Consider the following 21,863-nt stretch of genomic DNA (forward strand, 5'->3'; position numbering starts at 1 on the left):
GTACTGCCATCCGGACACGAACCTGAATTCCTGGAACCACGAAACACCAGGGCAGAACCTTCTGCGACACTATCAGTTGAAGTTGGGATTTTCGTGGGGTGGCACGCCGAACTCTTACCCCCCTGAGGAATACTAACGTGATAAAATAAAGACGTGCCACCCTCACTGTCAGTCTGTCATTATGGCGAAAATGTGTCCAAGCTTTTCTTTGAAATTGACTGTCGCCACCGCGGAAACCAGTTGATTGAACGGAATGCAATCAACCTGTGATAGCGGCGCGTTTTGGCCTAATCAGACTGGCAAGTGTGTCTGACTTCTGTGCCGAATTTGCCGTTCGGTGCCGGTTTTGAGAGTGCCAAGTACGATGTCACAGAATTCAACTACATGCCGGAGAACAAGGTCGTTTTTCGGGAAAACACCCCAATCAGTCTCTAACCTTATCAAGGCCAGCCCTCATCGCTCGCGGAGATGCGCCAAACTCAGCGCGAAATGCACGTGTCATTGCACTCGGGTTACCATAGCCTGATCGTAAGGCGATCTCGCCAACCGAAAGGTCCGTTTCAACAACAAGCTTTCGCGCCAGATTCAGGCGCAGGCGGCGATAGACCTGGGCCGGGTTCGCACCAAGTTCGGCTTGCATGCGCGTTTCAAGTACCTTCAGCGATCTGCCAGTCCGCCGTGCGATTTCAGGAATTGAGATGGGATCCTCTACATGTTCCTGCATCAGTGCCAGTGCCTTGTTGACCGAAATACTGGTCGATCCGGCCCCCCCAAAGTGAGAGCGAGCCGACTCGCGCGTCATGAACAGTTGCGCGACCTCCAACGCCAGCGCCTGTCCCTGATCCCGCCCGATCAGGTGCATGATCAGGTCAAAAGCCGCCATTGCTCCTGAACATGTGATGCGGTTTTCATCAATGACATAGCGCTCCCTGCTGCTTTCAACCTCGGGGAACCGCTCGGAAAAGGCCGTTAGTTCCTCCCAATGGATTGTGGCCCGATACCCGTCGAGCAATCCAGCTTCGGCCAACAGCCAGCTTCCGGTATCCATGCCGCACAGAACCTGAAATCGAGCGTCCGCAGAACGCAGGCTGGCTTGGGTTCGCCATCCCCCATGCGCCTGAAACCCGTAGGACGGCATGACCACCAGCATATCCCCGGCTGCGTCGGACAAAGTAGCATGTGGAGCAACCTGCAGACCGGATGAAGACGTAACCGGCCCCGGCCCCAGCGACAGAAAACGCCATTCAAACAAAAGGCGACCCGATAGCGTATTCGCCGCCCGCAAGGGTTCAACTGTGTTCGCAAGGCAGTGGTTCGAAAATCCGTCAAACAGAAGAACACCAAAGTTCTGCGCTGCGGTGGCAGGTTTTTTCCAATCTGGCATGAAAGATGTCTATTCCTGCATGATACGTCAGGCAAGTCCCTTCAAGCTGACTCCAAATCCAAATCTGGAGATCAGCAATGCAGTATGGCCTGTCCGAAGAGCAGGAGATGATTGTCTCAACCGTCCGCAGCTTTGTGGAGAACGAGATTTATCCCCATGAAGACCTCGTGGAACGGAGCGGAGAAGTTCCGAAAGAGATTGCCGACGACATCAAACGCAAGACGTTGGAGTTGGGATTCTACGCCTGCAACTTCCCCGAAAGCGTTGGGGGCGCCGGGCTGAATCATCTGGAATTCGCTCTGGTCGAACGTGAACTTGGGCGCGGCTCGATGGCATTGAACCATTTCTTTGGCCGACCGCAGAACATCCTGATGGCCTGTGAAGGCGATCAGATCGAAAAATACCTGATGCCCGCAGTGCGGGGCGAGAAGATGGACGCCCTTGCAATGACCGAGCCGGGCGCGGGTTCGGATGTGCGTGGAATGAAATGTTCAGCGGTGCGCGATGGCGGTGACTGGGTCGTAAACGGCACCAAACATTTCATCTCGGGCGCCGAACATGCCGACTTCATCATCGTGTTTATTGCAACAGGTGAAGATCAGACGCCTAAGGGTCCAAAGAAACGAATTACAGCATTTCTGGTGGATCGCGGTACACCCGGCTTCACAATTCGGGATGGCTACAAATCCGTCAGCCATCGCGGCTACAAGAACATGGTGCTTGAATTCGACGATTGCAGGCTTCCCGATGCTCAGGTGTTGGGTGAGGTCGATGGCGGCTTCGATGTCATGAACACGTGGCTTTACGCGACCCGGATCACGGTCGCGGCAATGAGTGTTGGACGTGCACGTCGGGCCTTTGACTTTGCACTGGATTATGCGGCGACACGCGAGCAATTCGGCCAGAAAATCGGCAAATTCCAGGGCGTGAGCTTTCAGATTGCCGACATGATCACAGAAATCGATGCAGCAGACCTGTTGACGCTTGCGGCAGCGGACCGCTTGGACAAGGGCTTGCCAGCGAACCGGGAAATCGCCTCTGCCAAGCTCTATGCATCGGAAATGCTGGCCCGGGTGACCGACGCTGCGATTCAGGTACATGGTGGAATGGGCCTGATGGACGATTATCCGCTTGAACGCTTCTGGCGCGACGCGCGGGTTGAACGGATCTGGGACGGAACCAGCGAAATTCAACGCCACATTATCAGCCGCGACTTATTGCGGGCGCTGGGTGCATGATAGAAGTAGAAAAATCACGCTGGCGCTCGATGTCTCGCCTAACCAGAGTTCTGGCACCTGCGACACTTGCTGTTATTGGCGGCGGTGCATGGTGCAAGGAAGTCATCCGACAGGCGCGCAAAATCGGGTTTGAGGGTGAGATTTGGCCTGTGCACCCAAGGTCTGGTGAGATTCTGGGTGAGCAGGCCTTTGCAACTATCGAAGACCTGCCCGGTGCGCCGGACGTGGCCTTCGTTGGCATCAACCGACAAGCTTCAATCGAAGCTGTTGCGGCCCTGTCCCTCAAGGGAGCAGGCGGCGCTGTCTGTTTTGCCTCGGGTTTCACCGAGGCTATTGCCGAAGATGCAGGGGCGGCTGATTTGCAAACCCGGTTGGTCGCTGCTGCTGGCGATATGCCCATCCTTGGCCCGAACTGTTACGGCTTCGTAAATGCGCTAGAGCGGGTGGCAATCTGGCCGGACCAGCACGGGATGAAGCCGGTAAATCAGGGTGTGGCGATCCTGACGCAGAGCTCCAACATTGCCATCAACATGACAATGCAAAGTCGTGCCTTGCCTTTGGCGTTTATGTTGACCTGCGGCAATCAAGCCCAGACACATCAGGCCGACATTGCTTCGGCATTGCTGGAGGACGACCGTATCACTGCGATCGGCGTTCACATCGAAGGCTTTGGTGACCTGAGAAAATGGGAGGCTTTAGCTGAACGCGCCCGGGCCAAGGGTGTTCCTATCGTCGCGCTCAAGGTGGGACGGTCGGCCCATGCGCAGGCCGCAACGATTTCACACACCGCTTCGCTTGCCGGAAGTGATGCGGGCGCGCAGGCGTTTCTGGATCGGTTGGGGATTGCGCGGCTCTCGGACATCCCGAGTTTTCTTGAGACGCTCAAGCTTCTGCACGTAACAGGGCGGCTGGAAAGCAATGCCATTGCCTCAATCAGCTGTTCCGGGGGTGAGGCCAGCCTGATCGCCGACATGGCCGAAGGCCGAAATCTTGTATTTCCACCGCTGACGAAAACCCGGCGTGAAGCATTGGGTCAGGCGCTTGGCCCAATGGTGGCGTTGGCCAATCCGCTGGACTATCACACGTATATTTGGCGGGATACTCAGGCAATGACCCGAGCCTGGTCTGCCATGGCGGGACCGGATGTGGCTCTAACCATGACGATTGTGGACTATCCGCATACAGATGTAACGGATTGGAAGTGCGCTACCGAGGCAGCGTTGAACTGCGCCCGCGAAACCGGCAGACCCTTTGCCGTTGCTGCCGGTCTGCCGGAACTGATGCCCGAGGATGTGGCGCATCAATTAATGAGCGGGGGCGTAGTTCCATTCGCGGGATTGCACGAGGCGCTTTCGGCTGCTGAAGCCGCATCTCGCGCGCAACCCGAAGCCGCAGAACCTGTGTTGTTGCCAACCAGTGGTGCAGCAGATCTGGTTCTGACCGAAGCAGAGGCCAAGGACGCCTTGGCCGAATTTGGTGTAAACACTCCTCGGCGTGTTTTGGCGACGGCAGGAGAAGTTGACCATGCCGTCTGTCAGATGCGACCGCCTTTTGCCGTCAAAGGGGTTGGGCTGGCCCATAAGACCGAACACGGTGCGGTAAGGCTTGGCGTCAATACCGAAGATCTGACTTCCGTAACCGAAGAAATCGGAACCAGCGAGGTCCTTATCGAAGAAATGGTGACCGGTGGCGTGGCAGAATTGCTGATCGGTGTCACACGCGACCCTGCGCATGGCTACGTCCTTACACTTGGCGCCGGCGGGGTGTTGACCGAGATTCTGCGCGATTCCGTTTCAGTTCTGATCCCTTCGAGCCGGGATGCCGTAAAAGCAGCACTTGGAAAGCTGGCCTGTGCGCCCCTTTTGCGAGGGTATCGCGGAAATCCCGCTGCGAACATGGACGCGGTTCTGGATGCTGTCGAAGCCGTTCAAAGATACGTGGTTGCCAATGCGGCAACTGTCAGTGAAGTTGAAATCAACCCGCTCATTTGCACCGCCGAAACTGCGGTGGCAGTAGATGCCCTGATCCGAAAGGCCAGTTCATGAACCCGGTAAAAACGAGGCGCGATGGCGCCATTCTGGAAGTCACTCTGGATCGTCCTAAGGCAAACGCGATTGATCTGGCGACCAGCCGCGTGATGGGTGAGGTCTTTCGCGATTTCCGCGATGATCCCGATCTGAGGGTTGCGATCTTGACTGCTGGCGGAGAAAAGTTCTTTTGCCCGGGGTGGGATCTGAAGGCGGCGGCAGATGGCGATGCGGTGGACGGTGACTATGGCGTTGGCGGATTCGGAGGACTGCAGGAATTACGGGACATGAACAAACCCGTTATCGCGGCGGTGAACGGAATTGCATGTGGTGGTGGTCTGGAGCTTGCCCTCAGCGCGGACATGATCTTGGCGGCAGACCATGCGACCTTTGCCCTGCCCGAGATCCGGTCAGGTACTGTCGCAGATGCGGCCAGTGTGAAGCTGCCAAAACGCATCCCGTATCACATCGCCATGGAATTGCTGTTGACCGGGCGCTGGTTTGACGCCGAAGAGGCGCACAGATGGGGTCTGATAAACGAAATTGTTCCTGCCGATCAGCTTCTCGACCGGGCCTGGGAACTGGCCCGCCTTTTGGCGAGTGGTCCGCCACTTGTTTACGCTGCGATCAAGGAGGTCGTGCGCGAGGCCGAAGACTCCAAGTTCCAGGATGTCATGAACAAGATCACCAAACGCCAGTTGCGTACCGTGGACGTTCTTTATGGCTCCGACGATAACAAGGAAGGTGCACTGGCCTTTGCCGAAAAGCGCGATCCCGTGTGGAAAGGGCGATAACGCCTCTCAGGCCTTGTCGAACAATGCGATGAACGCCGTGTCGTCTTTGTTGGGACCGGCCGCGAGGTCGCCATAGATACGGACTTCGGGCAAGGTCAGGTTATCAATCTGGCCTTGCTCCATTTTACTCAGGGCGTCGGCAAATCCCATTGTCTCAAAGTGTTTTGCATTGATCGACAGGGCAAATTGCGCACCGGGTCGGGCAATACGCAGCAGCGCCGGCAGGGCCTCGGGCCCGAGGTGGCCGTGAGTGAAGGTACCAGAAGAGACGATGCCGGAATAGCTGTCGCGCGGAACCGGAATACCCTGGTTTAGATCAGCCTCGATCGCATCGCGGTAAATGTCCTTGCGCATCGCCTGATCCAGCATTTCGGCGCTGATATCCGTGGCATCGATAGGCCCCACGCCCAACCCGGCCAGAATGGCACCGCAAAGGCCTGTGCCCGCACCAACATCCAGCACCGGCCCCTGCCCCCCCGCACCAACGAAAGCGCGGGCAGTGTGGATATGCAGCTGATAATCTTCGAGCGCCGCAAAACTATCATCATAGTCTCCAGCCCATTCTGCATAGAGCAGTTTGTGATCTTCGGGGGTTTCCAGTGCGTAAGCGGCGTGCAGGTTCGGTTTTTTATCGGTCATGACTTAATGAAAGGCGCAACAGGAGATTCGAATCAAGTGCGTCCATCCGGCGCTTGCATCCTTTTTGCAGCCGGATCATCTAGGTGGCATGACTGGTACGTTACTTTCTTTCGGACACGGATACTCGGCCCGGGCGCTGTCCCGGCAGCTGAAGCCCCTGGGCTGGCAAATTATCGGCACGACGCGCAATCCAGAGCAGGACGGCGAAATCCGTGGCTCGGGCGCACAACCGGTTGTCTGGCCCGGTGAATCGCCTTCTTTCGATGGTGTTACCCATTTGCTCATCTCGACAGCGCCGGATGCAGATGGCGACCCCGTTCTCAGTGAATTGGGCGATGAGATTGCAGACCGCGCAGCCCAGTTTTCATGGGTTGGATACCTGTCCACAACCGCCGTCTACGGGGACCACAAGGGGGGATGGGTGGATGAGGGCACCGCACCCGCGCCTACGGCAAAACGTGGCCGGTGGCGTGTCAGCGCCGAAGAGCAATGGGCGGCGATACCCGGCCTTCCCCTGCACATCTTTCGGCTGGCCGGGATATACGGGCCGGGCCGTGGCCCATTTTCCAAGCTCAAACGCGGCGGTTTGCGGCGGATCATCAAGCCGGGGCAGGTGTTTTCGCGCATCCACGTTGAGGACATTGCACAGGTCCTTATGGCTTCGATGGCGCAGCCAAATCCGGGAGCGATCTACAATGTCTGCGATGATGAACCGGTGCCGCCGCAGGACGTGATCGGTTATGCGGCGGAACTGCAGGGCCTGCCCCTTCCTCCCGCTGTACCGTTCGACGAAGCCGAGATGACGCCGATGGCGCGCAGTTTTTACGAGGAAAACAAGCGGGTTCGGAATGACCGGATCAAGAATGAGTTGGGGGTAAAGCTGATCTATCCAAATTACCGGGTTGGGTTAGAGGCGCTGTTAAAAGCCCAAGGTGCTGACCCGCAAAATTCGTAGGCGTCGGAATGGGTTGGGCGCATCTGGTTTATGTTATTTGGAACTTTCGCACGTTGGGGCGACTGCATGCCCGCCTTCAGCAACAGTTTCCGGGAACCGCCGAGCAAATCTGGAAATCCCTGTCTGCATTGCAAAGGTTCGACATCGTGTTAGGCCCAGCAGTTTTTGGGATGAGGGCGGCACTATTGAATCTGGCAGTCGCTCATCCGGAACGCCTACCGGTTTACATACTTGGTAACGATGAAATAGCCAGGTTGGTTCGTGCTCTGAATCAGAGCCGTTTTTCGGGGCTTTATCGCTGGCTTGATAAAGCGACCGGCTTCTCGTACTAAAAATTTCCGGCCTTGCACCCGCTATTTTTAGGCCCGCTTCTCTCCGATCGTTGCGATGCCCAGAACGTCCAGAACCTTGGCTTCTATCTGCTCTGCATTCATTCCGGCAACGGCGTACATATCCGCCGGATTGGCCTGATCGATAAAGATATCCGGCAGGACCATCGAACGATATTTCAGTCCGGTGTCAAAGACGCCTTCCTCGGCCAGAAGTTGGGCAACATGGCTGCCAAAGCCGCCAATCGCACCTTCTTCGATGGTGATCAGAACGTCGTGGTTTGACGCAAGATCCAGGATCAGATCCCGGTCCAGCGGCTTGGCAAAGCGTGCGTCGGCAATAGTGGGGGTGATACCTTTGGCAGAAAGGGATTCGGCGGCCTTCTGAACTTCGGCCAGACGTGTGCCGAAGGACAGCAGTGCAACGCGTGAACCTTCCTGTATCATCCGTCCCTTGCCGACCTCCAGCACCTCGCCGCGCTCTGGCAGATCGACGCCCACGCCCTCACCGCGCGGATAGCGGAAGGCGATGGGTCCATCGTCATGGGCCGCCGCCGTGGCGATCATGTGCACCAGTTCGGCCTCATCCGCAGCGGCCATGACGACCATACCGGGCAAGTTCGACAGATAGGCAACGTCAAATGAACCGGCGTGGGTTGCGCCATCCGCGCCCACCAGACCTGCGCGGTCTATGGCAAAACGCACCGGCAGACGCTGGATTGCCACGTCATGCACGACCTGATCGTATCCGCGTTGCAGAAACGTCGAATACATGGCGCAGAACGGTTTCATGCCCCCGGCGGCCAGCGCGGCCGAAAAGGTCACCCCGTGCTGCTCCGCGATTGCCACATCGAAACAGCGCGACGGGTACCGTTCGGCAAACAAGTTCAGACCCGTTCCATCGGGCATGGCGGCGGTGACGGCGACGATCTTGTCGTCCCGTGCAGCTTCCTCAACCAGAGTTTTGCCAAAGACAGACGTATAAGAAGGTGCGTTCGAGGGCGCCTTTTTCTGTTCGCCTGTTACCACATCGAATTTTGCGGTTGCGTGTCCTTTGTCGCGCGCCTGTTCGGCGGGGGCATAGCCTTTGCCTTTTTTGGTCAGAACATGGATCAGGATGGGGCCATTCGCACGCGCTTTGACCGTGCGCAGCACCGGCAGCAACTGATCCATGTCGTGCCCGTCGATAGGACCGAGATAGGAAAACCCAAGCTCTTCGAACAGCGTTCCGCCCATGGCCATGCCTTTGAGCATCTCCTTGGCTCGCTTCGCCCCCTCGCGGAACGGTTCGGGCAACAGCGAAACGGCACCCTTGGCGGCGGCCTTCAGGTCCTGAAACGGCTCTTCCGCATAAAGCCGGGAAAGATAGTTCGACAATGCCCCCACGGGGGGTGCGATGCTCATTTCGTTGTCATTCAGGATGACGATCAGGCGTTTGTTCAGGTGGCCTGCATTGTTCATTGCCTCGAAGGCCATGCCTGCCGACATGGAGCCATCTCCGATCACGGCGATCGCATCGCCCAGACCTTCGGGGATATTGCCGCCCAGATCACGGGCTACGGCAAAGCCCAGCGCGGCGCTGATCGAGGTTGAGCTATGCGCTGCGCCGAACGGGTCATAGGGGCTTTCGCTGCGCTTGGTAAAGCCGCTCAGCCCGTCCTTTTGTCGCAGAGTGCGAATGCGCTCGCGCCGTTCGGTAAGGATTTTGTGCGGATAGCACTGGTGGCCTACGTCCCAGATGACCTTGTCCCGCGGCGTGTCAAAGACCGCGTGCAAGGCGACCGTCAGTTCAACAACGCCCAGACCCGCGCCCAAATGCCCGCCTGTCACGGAAACGGCCGAGATCGTCTCGGACCGCAGCTCCTGCGCAAGCTGGGTCAGTTGTGCATCCGAGAACTGCTTCAGGTCCGCCGGGCGGTTCACGAGATCCAGCAACGGTGTATTCGGGCGGTCAGACGTCATGTTTTGGCGCATCCCTTGCGGCTTAGCTGTCCCGGGCAATAACGAAGCGTGCGGCATCCTTCAAGGTTTCAGCCCTTGAACCGTAGCCATCCAACGCCGCACAGGCGGCTTCCACCAATTCCGCGGCACGCGATCTGGCCGCATCCAGCCCCAGAAGCGAGACGAACGTCGCTTTGCCCGCCTGCGCATCCTTTTGCAGACGCTTTCCGGCCTTTTCGGCATCACCTTCGACATCCAAAATGTCATCAGCAATCTGAAAAGCAAGGCCAAGCGCCCGGGCATATTGGCGCAACGGGGTACCGTCTGCCTGGGCCAAGCGGGCACCTGCGCAGGCCGACCATTCGATCAGGGCACCGGTTTTGCCTGCCTGTAGCCTGGTTATCTGTTCCAGCGTCAGCGGTTCAGACGCGGTTTCGGCGGCGATATCAAGCGCCTGTCCCAGCACCATGCCCTGGGCGCCGCTGGCTTTCGCCAATGTTAGGGCCAATTCCGCGCGAACTTCGGCAGTTCCCGCCTCGGGTCGGGTGCACAGTTCAAAGGCCAGAGTTTGCAGTGCATCACCGGCAAGTACCGCGGTGCCGTCATTCCATTTAACATGCACGGTCGGCCTGCCCCGTCTCAGATCATCGTCATCCATGCAGGGCAGATCGTCATGTACCAGAGAATAGGCATGCAACGCTTCGATTGCGGTGGCGGGCCAGATTGCCTGCGCTTCGTCAATATTGTGCAGACGCGCGCTTTCCAGCACAAGAAACCCGCGCAGTCGCTTGCCGCCCCGGGTGGCATAGGCCATCGCCTGCGTGATCTCCAGATCGTCAAGCGAACCCAGAACCAGATCGAACTGCTTCTGAATGCGTTCGGCATCCCCCACCAATTGTTCGCGAAACATCAGAGCCCTTCGACAGGTGTGGTCCCGGTTGGCTGACCACCAGCATCCAGCGTGATGGCAGCCACTTTTTCTTCGGCCCGTTTCAGCTCGGCCTCGCAACGCGCCTTGAGTTTTGCGCCCCGTTCGTACAGCGCAATCGACTGGTCCAGCGCCACGTCGCCACGTTCCAGCTGTCCGACAACGGTCTCAAGCTCTTTCATCGCCTGTTCAAAAGTCATCTGGTCAACGGGTGTCTCGGTCATTGTGCAGCCTTTATCAGTTCTTCCACATGCGCGCGTGTCGCGTCGGCAAGCGCGTTCAGATCATACCCGCCTTCCAAAGTCGAGACGATACGACCCTGACAAACCTCTTTGGCGATCCCGCACAATTCGGCGGTAACCCATGCAAAATCACCGGTGGACCAGTTCAGATTGGCCAACGGGTCGTCCTGATGCGCGTCAAACCCGGCGGAAATGATAATCAGCTCTGGCTTGAATGCGCGCAGGCGCGGAAATACCTGGCCCTCATAGGCCGCACGCATCTCAGCCCCGCCCGAGCCGGGGGCAAGCGGGATGTTCAGGATCGTGTCGTGTACACCCGTTTCATCCGGGCGACCCGAACCGGGCCACAGCGGCATTTGCTGGCTGGTTACCACCAGCGCGCGCGCCTCGTCCCACAGTAAATCCTGAGTTCCGTTTCCGTGGTGAACGTCGAAATCCACAACAGCAACGCGCGACAACCCGTGGTGGTCCAACGCGTGATTAGCCGCCAGCGCCGCGTTGCCGAACAGGCAAAAACCCATGGCTGTTTCGGATTCGGCGTGATGACCCGGCGGACGAACGGCACAAAAGGCATTTGGCACCTCGCCGCCCAAAACCATGTCGACGGCCCGCACCACCGCCCCGGCTGCGCGATAGGCCGCATCCACCGATCCGGGCGACATGAACGTATCACCGTCAATCTGGGTAAATCCGCTGTCCGGGCGCGCGGCACGAATATCGCGTATGTAACTGTCCGGGTGGACCCGGCGCAGGTCGTCGTCGGCGGCAAGCGGAGCGGTCACGCGCCTGAGTTCCAGCGCTTCGAGCGCATGAAGAATATGTTCCAGACGCGCCACCCTTTCCGGGTGGCCCTGCGGGGTAACGTGGCCGAGGCAATCGGCATGGGTAATCAGGGCGGTTGTCATGGCGCGCAGGCTATCAACGCGAGGACGCGAAGGTAAATAGTCAATCTATTTGCGACAACAATTCCGGTGCCGTTACCAACTGCCGGACACCATGGCTCTGAACCTCTTCGAACGCATTTCCTTTCGCCGCCCAATCTTGAAGAGAGCTATACGAGACTTTCTTGCAATCCGGCCGCACGTTCCACGTCACCTGCATCGGAGAGCAGATTTTCTGGGTAAAGTCCGGACCCGTTGTCGAGCCCCTGTACATCACGGCAGCATCGCCAGCTGACGGCAAGGCCATGGGTTGGTGAAAGCCGTTGGCAATGTTGCCGTCATAGGCAAACACTGCGAAATCAGCCGCTTTATCATCATTGACGACCAAAAATACCTGACTTTCAACACGTAGTGCAGGGTTGGCACAACTGTCGCTAAAGCAGGAGTTCAGTGTAGGCCCGGGGGCCACATCGCATGTGGTAAACACCCAATGCACTTCGATCGTGTCGCCCGGTTTTGCTCCGCCATAGCTTACGGTGCCATCGGGCTGGGTGAGTTCCGCTTCGCTAAGCTTATCCGTTTGATTGCATCTATACCCCACCATCCCGTCGTCAGCCGCCAGCACCGAGAAGCCCGGCCCCTTGTGTTCGGCCAGCGTATGCGAATGAATGTCGCACAGGTTCATCCGTCTGGCATCTGTTGCGACCGGAAAACTGATGGGGTTCGTGCCCGCATCGTTGGAGATGTCCCGAGGGGACTGAGGTCCGTAATTCCGGCATAACTCCTGGGCCATCGCAGACATTGGAAGCATTGCAATAAATAATGTGAGGAAACGCATAATAATCACTCCACTCGATTAAAATCGCGCGCAGTGTATCATGAGCCAGAGTACTACTCACAAAAAGCGTAACGTCAGTCCGGTGCCAGCATGTAGCCCGCGCCGCGAACCGTCTGCAAATAACGTGGCCGCTTGGGGTCTTGTTCTATCTTTCGGCGCAGACGAGTGATCTGAACGTCGACGGCGCGCTCCTGCGCCTGTCCCCGGTCACGCCCAAGGTCCTCGACCAGTTTTGCCCTGCTGATCGGCTCACCAGGCTGTGCAGAAAATATCTTCATGAGCTGGCTTTCCGTCGCCGTCAGGCGCACCGGGTTTTCGCCCTGCCACATCTCGCCGCGTTCGATGTCATATCGAATAGGCCCAAGATGCAGGATCTTGGAAACGCTGTCCTGTGCCGGTGTTTCCGGCATACGCCGCAGGATCGCATTGATCCGCAGCAGCAATTCTTTGGGTTCGAAAGGTTTGGCCAGATAATCGTCCGCTCCGGCCTCAAGCCCGGCAATCCGGTGTTCGGTTTCCCCCCGCGCCGTCAACAGCAGGATCGGCGTGTTGTGCGTTTCACGCAGCGCCCGCGTCAGGCTGACGCCATCCTCTCCGGGCATCATCACATCCAGCACGATCAGGTCAAAATCCAGTCCCGACAAAACCCGGCGCGCATGCGCGGCGTCTCGTGCGGCCGTCACCAGAAAGCCGTTCCGCATCAGAAACTTCCTGAGCAGATCGCGAATCCGTTCGTCATCGTCAACGATCAGCAGGTGGGCGTCCATTTCGCTCATGAAGTTGTTTCCCGCAATTTGGTATAGGCGCGACGCATATCAGCATCCATCATCGCTTCAAGTACTTTACGAAACCCTGCCACGGCTTCGGGACCTGCATCTTTGTAGGCGGCACGCATCCGGGCGCGCTGGGCGTCGGACAGGCGGGTTTCCAGTGCCTTACCGGCCTCAGTCAAAAACAGATGCCGTTCACGTTTATCCACTTTGCCCACACGGCTTTCGACAAGACCATCTTCGATCAAAGTCCTCAGAACCCTGTTCAGAGACTGTTTGGTAACACCAAGGATGGCCAATAGATTGTTGACGGTGGTTCCCGGCGCCCGGTTGATGAAATGGATGGCCCGGTGATGGGCACGACCATAGGCCATCTGGGTCAGGATTCGATCCGGATCCGCCGTAAATCCGCGATAGGCAAAGAACATCGCCTCGATTCCCTGCCGCAATTGCTCGTCTGTCAGAAACAACAGGCTTTCGCCACCAAAGACAGGGGCGGGGCGGGTTTCGGACATATCGGGCCTCTTTTCTTAGCTCTATCCGAGTTTATGTCAGCGTTGTTGACATTCCAATAGTGAACAGGTATCGACTCGCAGTTTTTGCGCAACATTATGTCCACTCCGGACCTATTGGGCGCAACAATCGGAAATTCAGGCCGGTTTTGGAGGTTAGCATGGCGGGCTATGACGATCGTGAAGGTGTCATCTGGATGGATGGCGAACTGGTACCCTGGCGCGACGCGAAGGTGCACATTCTGACCCACGCGATGCACTATGCCTCGTCCGTGTTCGAGGGTGAGCGGGCATACAATGGTAAAATCTTCAAAAGCCGCGAACACTCCGAGCGTCTTATTGCGTCGGCAGAAGCCCTCGATATGCCAATGCCTTACACTGTCGATCAGATTGAGGCCGCAAAAGAAGAGGCGCTGAAGGCCAGCGGATTGCAGGATGCTTATGTCCGCGTGGTTGTCTGGCGTGGTTCGGGCGATGACATGGGTGTCGCATCCGCCCAGAACCCGGTTCGCATGGCCATCGCGGTCTGGCCGTGGGGAGCGTATTACGGCGACGCAAAGATGCAGGGGGCTAAGCTGGACATCGCTGAATGGAAACGCCCCAGCCCCGAGACCATTCCGGTTCATGCAAAGGCGGCGGGTCTGTATATGATCTGCACCATCTCCAAGCACAAGGCCGAGGCCAAGGGCTGCTCGGATGCGTTGTTCATGGATTACCGCGGTTATGTGGCCGAGGCGACGGGCGCCAACGTCTTTTTCGTCAAGGACGGAGAAGTTCATACGCCGCTGCCGGACTGTTTTCTGAACGGCATCACCCGTCAGACCGTGATTCAGATGCTGAAGGATAAAGGGATCACCGTGCATGAGCGCCACATCATGCCCGAAGAGATGTCAGATTTCGAACAATGCTGGCTGACCGGCACTGCAGCCGAAGTCACACCTGTAGGTCAGATTGGTGAATACACCTTCGAAGTTGGTGATCTGACCCGCGAAATCGCCGAGGACTACGAGAAACTCGTCCGGTCCTGAGAATTATACACGACCTTTTTCCGCCCCCGCATTTTGCGGGGGCTTTTTTGTGCCATTCATCCAAATAGTGTTGCAGATCGTTCAGCATAGTGGACGAAAGGCAATACTTGCCTATCTTCTGGCCATGTTGGACCTGCTAAGCGATATCCTCACCCGCCTGTCCCTGAAGGGGACATTCTATTTTCGAACTTCCTTTACGCCGCCCTTCGGAATTCAGGTGCCAAGTTTTGAAAACGTGGCGCGGTTCCACTTTGTGCAACGCGGCGAGCTCAAGGTGTTTTTACCTGAAACGGGAGATATGCTTAGGCTCAAACAAGGGGATTTGATCCTTATTCCACATGGCGCGGCGCATGCGCTGCTGTGTAACGAAGTGCGGCCGATGGATGCCTTACCTCTGGAAAACGTGCTGGAAGCAGCCGGTTACAATGGCGATGGCGTTCTGGTCTATGGCGGGACCGAAGAAGGCCGGGACACTCAGCTGATCTGCGGGCATTTCTCGTTTACGCAAGCGCCGGGCAAACGGGGCGCAGGGCACATGTTGGTTGACCGGTTGCCGCCATACATTCTGATAGAAAACTATGGCGAAGAAGTGGGCACCTGGATCGAAGCCACACTGCGCATGATCGGCTCGGAGGTGGGCGGCGCGCGTATTGGGGGCGACCTGATTGCGCTGAAACTGTCTGAAGTGCTGTTTGCCCAGGCAATACGGGCCTATCTCGAACGTCAAAGCCCGGACAATGCGGCACTGGCCGGGTTTGCCGATCCCCGTATTTCCCGCGCCCTGACGGCGTTTCACCATTCTCCGGCGCAAAGCTGGAGTGTTGAAACCCTTGCGCGTGAGGCCGGCATGTCACGAACGGCATTTGCGCAGCTGTTCGCGCAAAAGATGGGAACAACGCCTTTGCAATACCTGACCAGCTGGCGGATGCAGATCGCCTGCCACGGGTTGACGGAAAACCGATGGAATGTGGCTGATGCCGCGATCGAAGTGGGATACGCATCCGAGGCCGCATTTTCGCGCGTGTTCAAAAAACAGATCGGGGTGTCACCGGCGGCCTACAGGGCGTTGCATTAATACGCGCCGGATTTTGAACGATCTGCAAAGAATGCAAAACGATCTGGGCTGCTGCGTCCGGGATGACTTTCCTAACTTGGGGGTATCTTAACCAGGGAAAGGAAACTCGAATGTCTTTACGTTTTGTGACCCGTACAGTGCACGCCTATCTTGACTATCCTGTCGCCCTTGCGCTGGTCATCCTGCCATTTGTTCTGGGGTTGGGGCAGTCCAACCCGATGGCGCTTTGGCTTTCGGTGATCACCGGTGTGGCGGCCTTTGTTCTGACCGTACTGACCGATCACCATCTGGGTATCTGGAGGGTTCTGCCATACAGGTTCCACCTTGCAGTGGACCTTGTTGTCGGCATCACTTTCCTGTTTGCACCAGGTCTCTTGGGCTTTTCCGGTCTGGATGCCGCCTATTACTGGCTGAACGGCGCAGCGGTGGTGCTGGTGATTTTACTCAGTGCACCTGAACGGGGCGTGACAGCTTGAAACAACCGGAACCGATCCGGCAAATCGCTAAAATCCGGGCCGCGTATATAGAAATGCGCGGCCCGAATTGTATCCGCGCTTAGTGCGCAGCAGGTCCACGAATCCGCAAAAACGTGATAACCGCTGTGTCGCGTTTGGAGGCTCGTGTCGCATCCGGCGAAGTTCCGGATACCATTTCTTGTGAAACTGTCTTTGATTACAGCTGTTTTCAGGATGTGACATGGAACGCACTATTCGAAGACGCACCGCCCGGCGTGTGCCAAGCACGCTAAAGCCCGCAATCATCGCAGGTGTACGGCGCGAAATTCCGCCCTATGACATGCTGAGCGAAGAAGGGCTGGAGCTTATCGAGGTCAGATCCGAGCAGCTATTGCGGGATGTCGGCGTCCGATTCATCGACGACCCCGAGGCGCTGCGACTTTGGCGCGAAGCCGGGGCGGATATTCAGGGGGATAGGGTACAATTCCCGCCGGGCCTTATACAGAGTCTTCTGAAGACGGCCCCGCGGACATTCCGTCAGCACGCCCGTAATCCGGATCGCACGGTGGATCTGGGCGGGAACAACCTGGTGTTTGGTCCTGCCTATGGCATGCCCTTTGTCAGTGACCTTGATCGGGGGCGCCGGTACGGCACCATTGCCGATTTTCAGGACCTGACAAAGCTGGTTTACATGTCCCCATGGCTGCACCATTCCGGCGGGACCACCTGCGAACCCACCGATCTGCCGGTGAACAAACGCCATCTGGACATGGTTTTTGCCCATCTGAAATACAGCGACAAGCCGTTCATGGGGTCAGTCACAGCACCCGAACGGGCAGAAGACAGCATTGAGATGGCGCGCATTGCATTCGGACACGAATTCACCGACCAGAACTGTGTGATCATGGCGAACATCAACATGAATTCACCTTTGATGTTCGATTATGCGATGTCGGGCGCCATTCGAACTTATGCCGCCGCCAATCAATGCCCCGTCATCGTTCCATTTGTGCTGGGTGGTGCAACAGCGCCGGTATCGATGATCGCGGCAGTCACTCAGGCCTATTCCGAAGTGCTTGTCGGATGCGCACTTGCACAATTGGTCCGCCCGGGGGCGCCTGTAGTTTTCGGCAACTTCGTCACCTCGGTGGATCTGAAATCCGGGTCGCCTTCATTTGGCACCCCGGAATCGGCGCTTGCGTCTTATGTGGCCGGGCAACTTGCCAGACGTGTTGGTCTGCCCATCCGCTGTTCGGGCGCGTTTACCAGTTCGAAACTGCCGGACGCGCAATCCATGATGGAAAGCGTAACTGCCCTTCATGCCGCCGTACTGAGCGGTGCGAACTTTGTTTTGCAATCGGCGGGCTGGCTGGAGGGCGCCCTGACCATCTCATACGAAAAGCTGGTCATGGATGCGGATTATCTGGGTGCGATGCACCGATTTGTGGCCGGGCTTCCCCTGAATGACGAGGCCTTTGCGATGGACGCCTTTACCGAGGTCGGGCCGGGTGGACACTTCTTTGGCTGCGCCCATACGCTCCGGAATTACGAAACCGCGTTCTACAACGCCGAACTGTCCGACACGCAGCCCTTTGAAACATGGTCCGAGCGGGGTGGCGCGGATATGGCGGTCCGCGCCAATGCCAAGTGGAAAAAGCAGCTTTCGGATTTTCAGGCACCGCCTCTGGACGAGGCGGTCGAAGAGGCGTTGCAGGATTTCATGGCGCGCAAGAAATCAAGCTTGCCGGACATCTGGCACTAGCTTGATCCGACGCGCGTCGATTCAGAAATCCACGCCACGCTGGGCTTTGATCCCTGCCTGAAACGGGTGCTTCTCCTCGGTCATCTCGGTGACAAGATCAGCATAGTCGCGCAACTCCTGAGGAGCGTCACGACCGGTCAGGAACACGCTGGTTTTGTCGGACCGGGCCTGCAGGCCCTCGAGAACATCAGCCACCGAAAGATATTCATAACGCAGGGCGATATTGATCTCGTCCAGAACCACCAGATCGTATTCACCGCTTTCCATCAGCGCACGCGCCTTGCCAAAGGCAGCGGTGGCGGCGGCGATATCGCGTTCGCGATCCTGCGTGTCCCAGGTAAAACCCTCACCCATCGTGTGCCAGGTGACCAGATTGTGTTCTTCAAAAAACCGACGCTCGCCGGTTTTCCACTTGCCCTTGATGAACTGAACAACGGCGACTTTCTTGCCCCAGCCCAGCGCCCGGATCACGACCCCGAACGCAGCCGAGGATTTGCCCTTGCCCTTGCCGGTGTTGATCAGGACCAGCCCGCGTTCGGGATCAACCGCCTCGGACACTTTCTTGCGGTGCTGGGCCTGCACCTGCTGCATCTTTTCCTTGTGATCCTGGGCGTCGCTCATGGGGGAACCTCATTTCATTGTCAGGGCCAAACTAGGGGAAGTTTGGAAAAGGTAAAGGTCATGCTTTGGGGTCCGTGACCGATCGGGCCTTGCCACGTTCAAGCCCCAGCTGGCGTTCGCGCCAAATCACCAGAACGTTGCCTGCAATGACCAATGCCGCCCCAGACAACATCACCAACGTCGGCAACTCGTCAAACCAGATGTACCCGATCACAATGGCGAACAGCATGGTCGTATAATCATAGGGCGCCAGCATCGAGGCCTGACCAAACCGATAAGATGACGTGACAAGGATTTGCGCCACGCCCCCAATCAGTCCCATCGCGATCAATATCGCTGCCTGCTCCCAGGTTGGCATGGTCCACCCGAAAAAGGCCGTCAGGGCGGACAGTACTGTCGCGGTCGCTGAGAAATAGAACACGATAGCTGCCGGATGATCGACCTGTACCAGTTGCCGGATGTGTATCTGCACAAAAGCTCGGGCGATTGTTGCACCCAGCACGCACAGGGCGCCGATGGTGGCGGCGGTCTCCATTCCGCCGCTGCCCAGCCGGGGCCACAACATGATCAGAACACCAAGCAATCCGATCCCTACAGCGCCGATGCGGATCATCCGGATACGTTCCCCCAGCATCAGCGCCGCCAGAATCAAGGTAAAGATCGGCGTCGCATAACCAATTGCGGTAACCTCGGGCAAAGGCAACAGACTAAGCCCGGTAAATGTCAGCCCCATTGCGGTTGTCCCAAGAACGCCGCGCCAGAAATGACCCGATGGCTTTTTCACAATGAACCCGTGCGCCAGTTCTCCGCGTGAAATCAACCAGATGACGATGACCGGGATTGCAAAAAGCGACCGGAAAAACACCATCTCGCCGGGCGGAAAGTCATCCGACAGAGCCTTGACCAGCGCTGACATCGCCGTGAACAGAAAAAGGGCGCTCAGTTTGAGCACCACGGCAAGAACGGGTCGATGCGATGTTAAGGATTTTGCCATCGGCGCGACCCTGCGCCTTTATGGGCTAAAGATCAACGCCCGGATGGGACGTGATTAATCTGGTATCCAGTCCGGTGGCAGGTCGCTGCCGATTTCTTCGGCAAATTCTTCAAGAAACCGGATCATTCGCTGGATCCGGGCACCGGCCATCACTTTTCCACCATCAGTCAACATATCGTCAGGCAGGTTCAGTAATTTGACCTTCCAGTGATCGACCGAAAAGCGCAGATCATCTAAGGCCCGTGCGCTGGCAAACGGGTCCGCGGGGTCATAAAGCTCCCGCCCCAGTGAACCAGAAACCGAAAAAGTGCGCGCAATACCGATTGCACCCAGCGCGTCCAGACGATCCGCATCGCGCAAAATGCGGGCTTCCTGTGTTTCAGGTGGGATTTGAGCCGAGAAACTATGGGCCGCAATAGCGTGCTGCGTGGCCTGAATTTCCGTCCTCGAATAGCCGATTTCCTTCAGCACAGGCTCTGATTCTTCCGCGGACAGGCGAGACGCAAGGTGACGGTCAGGCGCGTTTTTGGGCAAATTGACCAAATCGTGCAGATAGCAGGCAGCAAGCAGAACGCGCATATCGGTTTGCTCGTCTGCGATGGCGCGGGCGTTAACCCAGACACGATCCAGATGTGCAAGATCATGCGCCGGGTCCGTCGCCATGCGGGACGCGGCGATGCTACGGAATTGGTTGCGAAGATCAGCCAATTTTACCACGGTTTTCGCCGATCTGGCCGCGATGCAGCAGCAGGTGGTCCAGAATAACGCAAGCCATCATGGCCTCACCCACGGGCACCGCCCGGATACCGACGCAGGGATCGTGACGGCCCTTGGTAATGATCTCGGTCTCCTCACCGGACTTGGTGATGGTTTTGCGCGTCGTCAGGATCGAAGACGTTGGCTTAACAGCAAAACGTACAACGATATCTTGTCCTGTCGAGATGCCGCCGAGAATGCCGCCTGAGTGGTTCGAGCTGTATTGAGGGCCGTTCTGACCCATGAAAATCTCATCCGCATTGGCTTCACCGGTAAGTTCGGCGGCGGCCATGCCTTCGCCGATCTCGACACCCTTGACGGCGTTGATCGACATCATCGCGGCGGCAAGATCAGTGTCTAACTTGGCATAAACCGGCGCGCCAAGCCCAGCAGGGACACCGCGCGCAACCACCTCGACTACCGCGCCGACCGAGTTGCCGGATTTGCGAAGCTCGTCCAGATAGTCCGCCCATTCTCCGGCCGCCTGCGCGTCGGGGGTCCAGAACGGGTTTTGTTCGATTTGTACCCAGTCAAAACGGTCTCTGTCTATTTTGTACGGACCCATTTGCACCATGTACCCGGTAATCTGGACATTCGGGGCCAGCTGTTTGATCGCCTCACGCGCCAGCCCACCGGCTGCCACCCGCGCAGCTGTTTCGCGGGCCGAGCTGCGACCGCCGCCGCGATAGTCGCGGATACCGTATTTTTGCCAATAGGTGATATCGGCGTGGCCCGGGCGGAACTTGTCCATGATGTCGCCGTAGTCCTTGGACCGCTGATCGGTGTTTTCGATCATCAGCTGGACCGGGGTGCCCGTTGTTTGCCCTTCGAACACGCCCGACATTATTTTCACCGCGTCCGCTTCGCGCCGTTGCGTGGTAAACTTGTTCTGACCGGGCTTACGCTTGTCCAGCCAGTGCTGGATCATCGCTTCGTCAATCTGCACGCCCGGCGGGCAACCATCGACAGTCGCGCCCAGCGCCGGACCGTGGCTTTCGCCCCAGGTGGTGACGCGGAAAAGATGGCCAAAGCTGTTCATCGACATGGGCGTGCTCCTTTGAACGATGTGATTAGCGGGGAGTGTCCTTGGCCTCAAGCGGATTTGCGTTTGACAAGGGCAAAGGAGGGGGCGTTGCCCCCTCTTGAGCCGGTGGCTCAATTCACCACCACCGGATTTGAAACAAGATGTAGCGGTCAGGCCGCGTTATCGAGTTTCTGGCGTGTTTGGGTTATCTGCAGGGCAGCCTGCGCGGCTTCGCGGCCTTTCTGGACGAAATGCGCGCGGTAGATCGCATTGTGATGATCGGTTTCCTGATACTGATGGGGTGTTAGCGATACGGACAGAACTGGAACGCCGGTATCGAGAGACGCGCGCATCAGCCCGTCGACGACGGCCTGCGCCACGAAATCATGCCGATAGATGCCCCCGTCCACGACGAAGGCGGCACAGGCAATTGCAGCGTATTTGCCGGTCTGGGCCAGATCGCGGGCCAGCAGTGGCATTTCGAAGGCGCCGGGGGCATCGAAAACATCGACCTTATCGGCGTGGATCAATTCGAGGAATCCATCCAATGCGCGGTCGACGATATCGGAATGCCAGTTGGCTTTGACGAATGCATAGCGGGTGTGTGTCATTGTGATCTCCTTTCGTAACAGACACGTCACCCAAGGCGATCACGAGCAGCCGCGCCGGA

The 21,863-nt window shown here is 57.6% G+C and carries 22 protein-coding genes; 8 read left to right on the forward strand and 14 right to left on the reverse strand.

The features are described from left to right. Positions 1-424: 424 nt before the first annotated feature. Entirely contained in the window at positions 425-1,384 is a 960-nt protein-coding gene (locus ACR0NW_RS14010) for a GlxA family transcriptional regulator (protein ID WP_480450810.1), read from the reverse strand. A gap of 77 nt (positions 1,385-1,461) precedes the next feature. Here ACR0NW_RS14010 and ACR0NW_RS14015 point away from each other — a divergent pair, with 77 nt between their 5' ends. Genes ACR0NW_RS14015 through ACR0NW_RS14025 form a run of 3 tightly spaced genes read left to right on the forward strand, consistent with a single transcriptional unit; the run spans position 1,462 to position 5,443 of the window. Next, positions 1,462-2,622, forward strand: a complete 1,161-nt coding sequence (locus ACR0NW_RS14015) for an acyl-CoA dehydrogenase family protein (protein WP_170653668.1) — start codon at positions 1,462-1,464, stop codon at positions 2,620-2,622. Beyond that, positions 2,619-4,667, forward strand: a complete 2,049-nt coding sequence (locus tag ACR0NW_RS14020; RefSeq protein ID WP_480450812.1) for an acetate--CoA ligase family protein — start codon at positions 2,619-2,621, stop codon at positions 4,665-4,667. Before ACR0NW_RS14015 ends, ACR0NW_RS14020 begins: the two co-directional genes overlap by 4 nt. Next, positions 4,664-5,443: a carnitinyl-CoA dehydratase gene (locus ACR0NW_RS14025; protein ID WP_170653666.1), complete on the forward strand. Its 780-nt coding sequence runs from the start codon at positions 4,664-4,666 to the stop codon at positions 5,441-5,443. Before ACR0NW_RS14020 ends, ACR0NW_RS14025 begins: the two co-directional genes overlap by 4 nt. Before the next feature lie 6 nt (positions 5,444-5,449). On the opposite strand, the gene ACR0NW_RS14030 is transcribed toward ACR0NW_RS14025, so the two are convergent. Next, entirely contained in the window at positions 5,450-6,082 is a 633-nt protein-coding gene (locus ACR0NW_RS14030) for a class I SAM-dependent DNA methyltransferase (RefSeq protein WP_480450813.1), read from the reverse strand. Between the two features lie 88 nt (positions 6,083-6,170). Between ACR0NW_RS14030 and ACR0NW_RS14035 the strand changes: the two genes are divergently transcribed. Then, entirely contained in the window at positions 6,171-7,037 is an 867-nt protein-coding gene (locus ACR0NW_RS14035; RefSeq protein WP_480450815.1) for an SDR family oxidoreductase, read from the forward strand. A gap of 359 nt (positions 7,038-7,396) precedes the next feature. Here ACR0NW_RS14035 and dxs read toward each other — a convergent pair whose 3' ends face one another. From dxs to ACR0NW_RS14070, 7 genes are all read right to left on the reverse strand, one after another. Next, entirely contained in the window at positions 7,397-9,328 is a 1,932-nt protein-coding gene (gene dxs / locus ACR0NW_RS14040; protein ID WP_480450817.1) for a 1-deoxy-D-xylulose-5-phosphate synthase, read from the reverse strand. 22 nt (positions 9,329-9,350) lie between these two features. Beyond that, positions 9,351-10,217, reverse strand: a complete 867-nt coding sequence (locus ACR0NW_RS14045) for a polyprenyl synthetase family protein (RefSeq protein WP_480450819.1) — start codon at positions 10,215-10,217, stop codon at positions 9,351-9,353. Then, positions 10,217-10,459 (reverse strand): exodeoxyribonuclease VII small subunit, encoded by a 243-nt coding sequence (locus ACR0NW_RS14050; protein WP_170653656.1) that lies wholly within the window; start codon positions 10,457-10,459, stop codon positions 10,217-10,219. Before ACR0NW_RS14050 ends, ACR0NW_RS14045 begins: the two co-directional genes overlap by 1 nt. Continuing rightward, on the reverse strand, positions 10,456-11,382 hold the full coding sequence (locus tag ACR0NW_RS14055) for a histone deacetylase family protein (protein WP_480450821.1): 927 nt from the start codon (positions 11,380-11,382) through the stop codon (positions 10,456-10,458). The genes ACR0NW_RS14050 and ACR0NW_RS14055 overlap by 4 nt, the downstream gene beginning before the upstream one ends. A gap of 40 nt (positions 11,383-11,422) precedes the next feature. Beyond that, positions 11,423-12,196, reverse strand: a complete 774-nt coding sequence (locus ACR0NW_RS14060) for a delta-class carbonic anhydrase (RefSeq protein WP_480450823.1) — start codon at positions 12,194-12,196, stop codon at positions 11,423-11,425. Positions 12,197-12,270: 74 nt separating this feature from the next. Further along, positions 12,271-12,972, reverse strand: a complete 702-nt coding sequence (locus ACR0NW_RS14065) for a response regulator (RefSeq protein WP_170653651.1) — start codon at positions 12,970-12,972, stop codon at positions 12,271-12,273. Beyond that, positions 12,969-13,481 (reverse strand): MarR family winged helix-turn-helix transcriptional regulator, encoded by a 513-nt coding sequence (locus tag ACR0NW_RS14070; RefSeq protein WP_170653649.1) that lies wholly within the window; start codon positions 13,479-13,481, stop codon positions 12,969-12,971. Before ACR0NW_RS14070 ends, ACR0NW_RS14065 begins: the two co-directional genes overlap by 4 nt. Before the next feature lie 158 nt (positions 13,482-13,639). On the opposite strand from ACR0NW_RS14070, the gene ACR0NW_RS14075 reads away from it, so the two are divergent. From ACR0NW_RS14075 to ACR0NW_RS14090, 4 genes are all read left to right on the forward strand, one after another. Further along, complete coding sequence (locus ACR0NW_RS14075) at positions 13,640-14,506, forward strand: branched-chain amino acid aminotransferase (protein WP_480450825.1); 867 nt, start codon at positions 13,640-13,642, stop codon at positions 14,504-14,506. 124 nt (positions 14,507-14,630) lie between these two features. Next, positions 14,631-15,581 carry an AraC family transcriptional regulator gene (locus ACR0NW_RS14080; protein WP_480450981.1) on the forward strand — a complete coding sequence of 317 codons (951 nt, stop codon included), beginning with the start codon at positions 14,631-14,633 and terminating at the stop codon, positions 15,579-15,581. A 110-nt stretch (positions 15,582-15,691) separates the two neighbouring features. Further along, positions 15,692-16,057, forward strand: a complete 366-nt coding sequence (locus ACR0NW_RS14085; protein ID WP_480450827.1) for an SPW repeat domain-containing protein — start codon at positions 15,692-15,694, stop codon at positions 16,055-16,057. Between the two features lie 220 nt (positions 16,058-16,277). Beyond that, entirely contained in the window at positions 16,278-17,798 is a 1,521-nt protein-coding gene (locus tag ACR0NW_RS14090; protein WP_480450829.1) for a trimethylamine methyltransferase family protein, read from the forward strand. A 21-nt stretch (positions 17,799-17,819) separates the two neighbouring features. Here ACR0NW_RS14090 and cobO read toward each other — a convergent pair whose 3' ends face one another. The 5 genes from cobO to ACR0NW_RS14115 all read right to left on the reverse strand — a co-directional run bounded on the left by cobO (position 17,820) and on the right by ACR0NW_RS14115 (position 21,804). After that, complete coding sequence (gene cobO / locus ACR0NW_RS14095; protein WP_170653641.1) at positions 17,820-18,419, reverse strand: cob(I)yrinic acid a,c-diamide adenosyltransferase; 600 nt, start codon at positions 18,417-18,419, stop codon at positions 17,820-17,822. A 58-nt stretch (positions 18,420-18,477) separates the two neighbouring features. Continuing rightward, positions 18,478-19,413 (reverse strand): DMT family transporter, encoded by a 936-nt coding sequence (locus ACR0NW_RS14100; RefSeq protein ID WP_170653639.1) that lies wholly within the window; start codon positions 19,411-19,413, stop codon positions 18,478-18,480. A 54-nt stretch (positions 19,414-19,467) separates the two neighbouring features. Next, the gene (locus ACR0NW_RS14105; RefSeq protein ID WP_480450831.1) at positions 19,468-20,076 is read right to left on the reverse strand and encodes an HD domain-containing protein; all 609 of its coding nucleotides are present in this window, start codon (positions 20,074-20,076) and stop codon (positions 19,468-19,470) included. Positions 20,077-20,113: 37 nt separating this feature from the next. Next, positions 20,114-21,214 carry a chorismate synthase gene (gene aroC, locus ACR0NW_RS14110; RefSeq protein ID WP_480450833.1) on the reverse strand — a complete coding sequence of 367 codons (1,101 nt, stop codon included), beginning with the start codon at positions 21,212-21,214 and terminating at the stop codon, positions 20,114-20,116. Between the two features lie 149 nt (positions 21,215-21,363). Beyond that, entirely contained in the window at positions 21,364-21,804 is a 441-nt protein-coding gene (locus ACR0NW_RS14115; protein WP_480450834.1) for a 6,7-dimethyl-8-ribityllumazine synthase, read from the reverse strand. Between the last annotated feature and the right edge of the window lie 59 nt (positions 21,805-21,863).

The sequence above is a fragment of the Ruegeria sp. CF5 genome, from assembly GCF_056537325.1.

What these genes read in the sequence shown, in the direction of transcription:
- dxs (WP_480450817.1), bottom strand. Translation starts at nt 9,328, where the DNA reads ATGACGTCTGACCGCCCGAATACACCGTTGCTGGATCTCGTGAACCGC.
- ACR0NW_RS14075 (WP_480450825.1), top strand. Translation starts at nt 13,640, where the DNA reads ATGGCGGGCTATGACGATCGTGAAGGTGTCATCTGGATGGATGGCGAA.
- ACR0NW_RS14055 (WP_480450821.1), bottom strand. Translation starts at nt 11,382, where the DNA reads ATGACAACCGCCCTGATTACCCATGCCGATTGCCTCGGCCACGTTACC.
- ACR0NW_RS14115 (WP_480450834.1), bottom strand. Translation starts at nt 21,804, where the DNA reads ATGACACACACCCGCTATGCATTCGTCAAAGCCAACTGGCATTCCGAT.
- cobO (WP_170653641.1), bottom strand. Translation starts at nt 18,419, where the DNA reads ATGAGCGACGCCCAGGATCACAAGGAAAAGATGCAGCAGGTGCAGGCC.
- ACR0NW_RS14030 (WP_480450813.1), bottom strand. Translation starts at nt 6,082, where the DNA reads ATGACCGATAAAAAACCGAACCTGCACGCCGCTTACGCACTGGAAACC.
- aroC (WP_480450833.1), bottom strand. Translation starts at nt 21,214, where the DNA reads ATGTCGATGAACAGCTTTGGCCATCTTTTCCGCGTCACCACCTGGGGC.
- ACR0NW_RS14050 (WP_170653656.1), bottom strand. Translation starts at nt 10,459, where the DNA reads ATGACCGAGACACCCGTTGACCAGATGACTTTTGAACAGGCGATGAAA.
- ACR0NW_RS14060 (WP_480450823.1), bottom strand. Translation starts at nt 12,196, where the DNA reads ATGCGTTTCCTCACATTATTTATTGCAATGCTTCCAATGTCTGCGATG.
- ACR0NW_RS14035 (WP_480450815.1), top strand. Translation starts at nt 6,171, where the DNA reads ATGACTGGTACGTTACTTTCTTTCGGACACGGATACTCGGCCCGGGCG.
- ACR0NW_RS14025 (WP_170653666.1), top strand. Translation starts at nt 4,664, where the DNA reads ATGAACCCGGTAAAAACGAGGCGCGATGGCGCCATTCTGGAAGTCACT.
- ACR0NW_RS14090 (WP_480450829.1), top strand. Translation starts at nt 16,278, where the DNA reads ATGGAACGCACTATTCGAAGACGCACCGCCCGGCGTGTGCCAAGCACG.
- ACR0NW_RS14065 (WP_170653651.1), bottom strand. Translation starts at nt 12,972, where the DNA reads ATGAGCGAAATGGACGCCCACCTGCTGATCGTTGACGATGACGAACGG.
- ACR0NW_RS14085 (WP_480450827.1), top strand. Translation starts at nt 15,692, where the DNA reads ATGTCTTTACGTTTTGTGACCCGTACAGTGCACGCCTATCTTGACTAT.
- ACR0NW_RS14080 (WP_480450981.1), top strand. Translation starts at nt 14,631, where the DNA reads ATGTTGGACCTGCTAAGCGATATCCTCACCCGCCTGTCCCTGAAGGGG.
- ACR0NW_RS14100 (WP_170653639.1), bottom strand. Translation starts at nt 19,413, where the DNA reads ATGGCAAAATCCTTAACATCGCATCGACCCGTTCTTGCCGTGGTGCTC.
- ACR0NW_RS14010 (WP_480450810.1), bottom strand. Translation starts at nt 1,384, where the DNA reads ATGCCAGATTGGAAAAAACCTGCCACCGCAGCGCAGAACTTTGGTGTT.
- ACR0NW_RS14015 (WP_170653668.1), top strand. Translation starts at nt 1,462, where the DNA reads ATGCAGTATGGCCTGTCCGAAGAGCAGGAGATGATTGTCTCAACCGTC.
- ACR0NW_RS14045 (WP_480450819.1), bottom strand. Translation starts at nt 10,217, where the DNA reads ATGTTTCGCGAACAATTGGTGGGGGATGCCGAACGCATTCAGAAGCAG.
- ACR0NW_RS14020 (WP_480450812.1), top strand. Translation starts at nt 2,619, where the DNA reads ATGATAGAAGTAGAAAAATCACGCTGGCGCTCGATGTCTCGCCTAACC.
- ACR0NW_RS14105 (WP_480450831.1), bottom strand. Translation starts at nt 20,076, where the DNA reads ATGGCGACGGACCCGGCGCATGATCTTGCACATCTGGATCGTGTCTGG.
- ACR0NW_RS14070 (WP_170653649.1), bottom strand. Translation starts at nt 13,481, where the DNA reads ATGTCCGAAACCCGCCCCGCCCCTGTCTTTGGTGGCGAAAGCCTGTTG.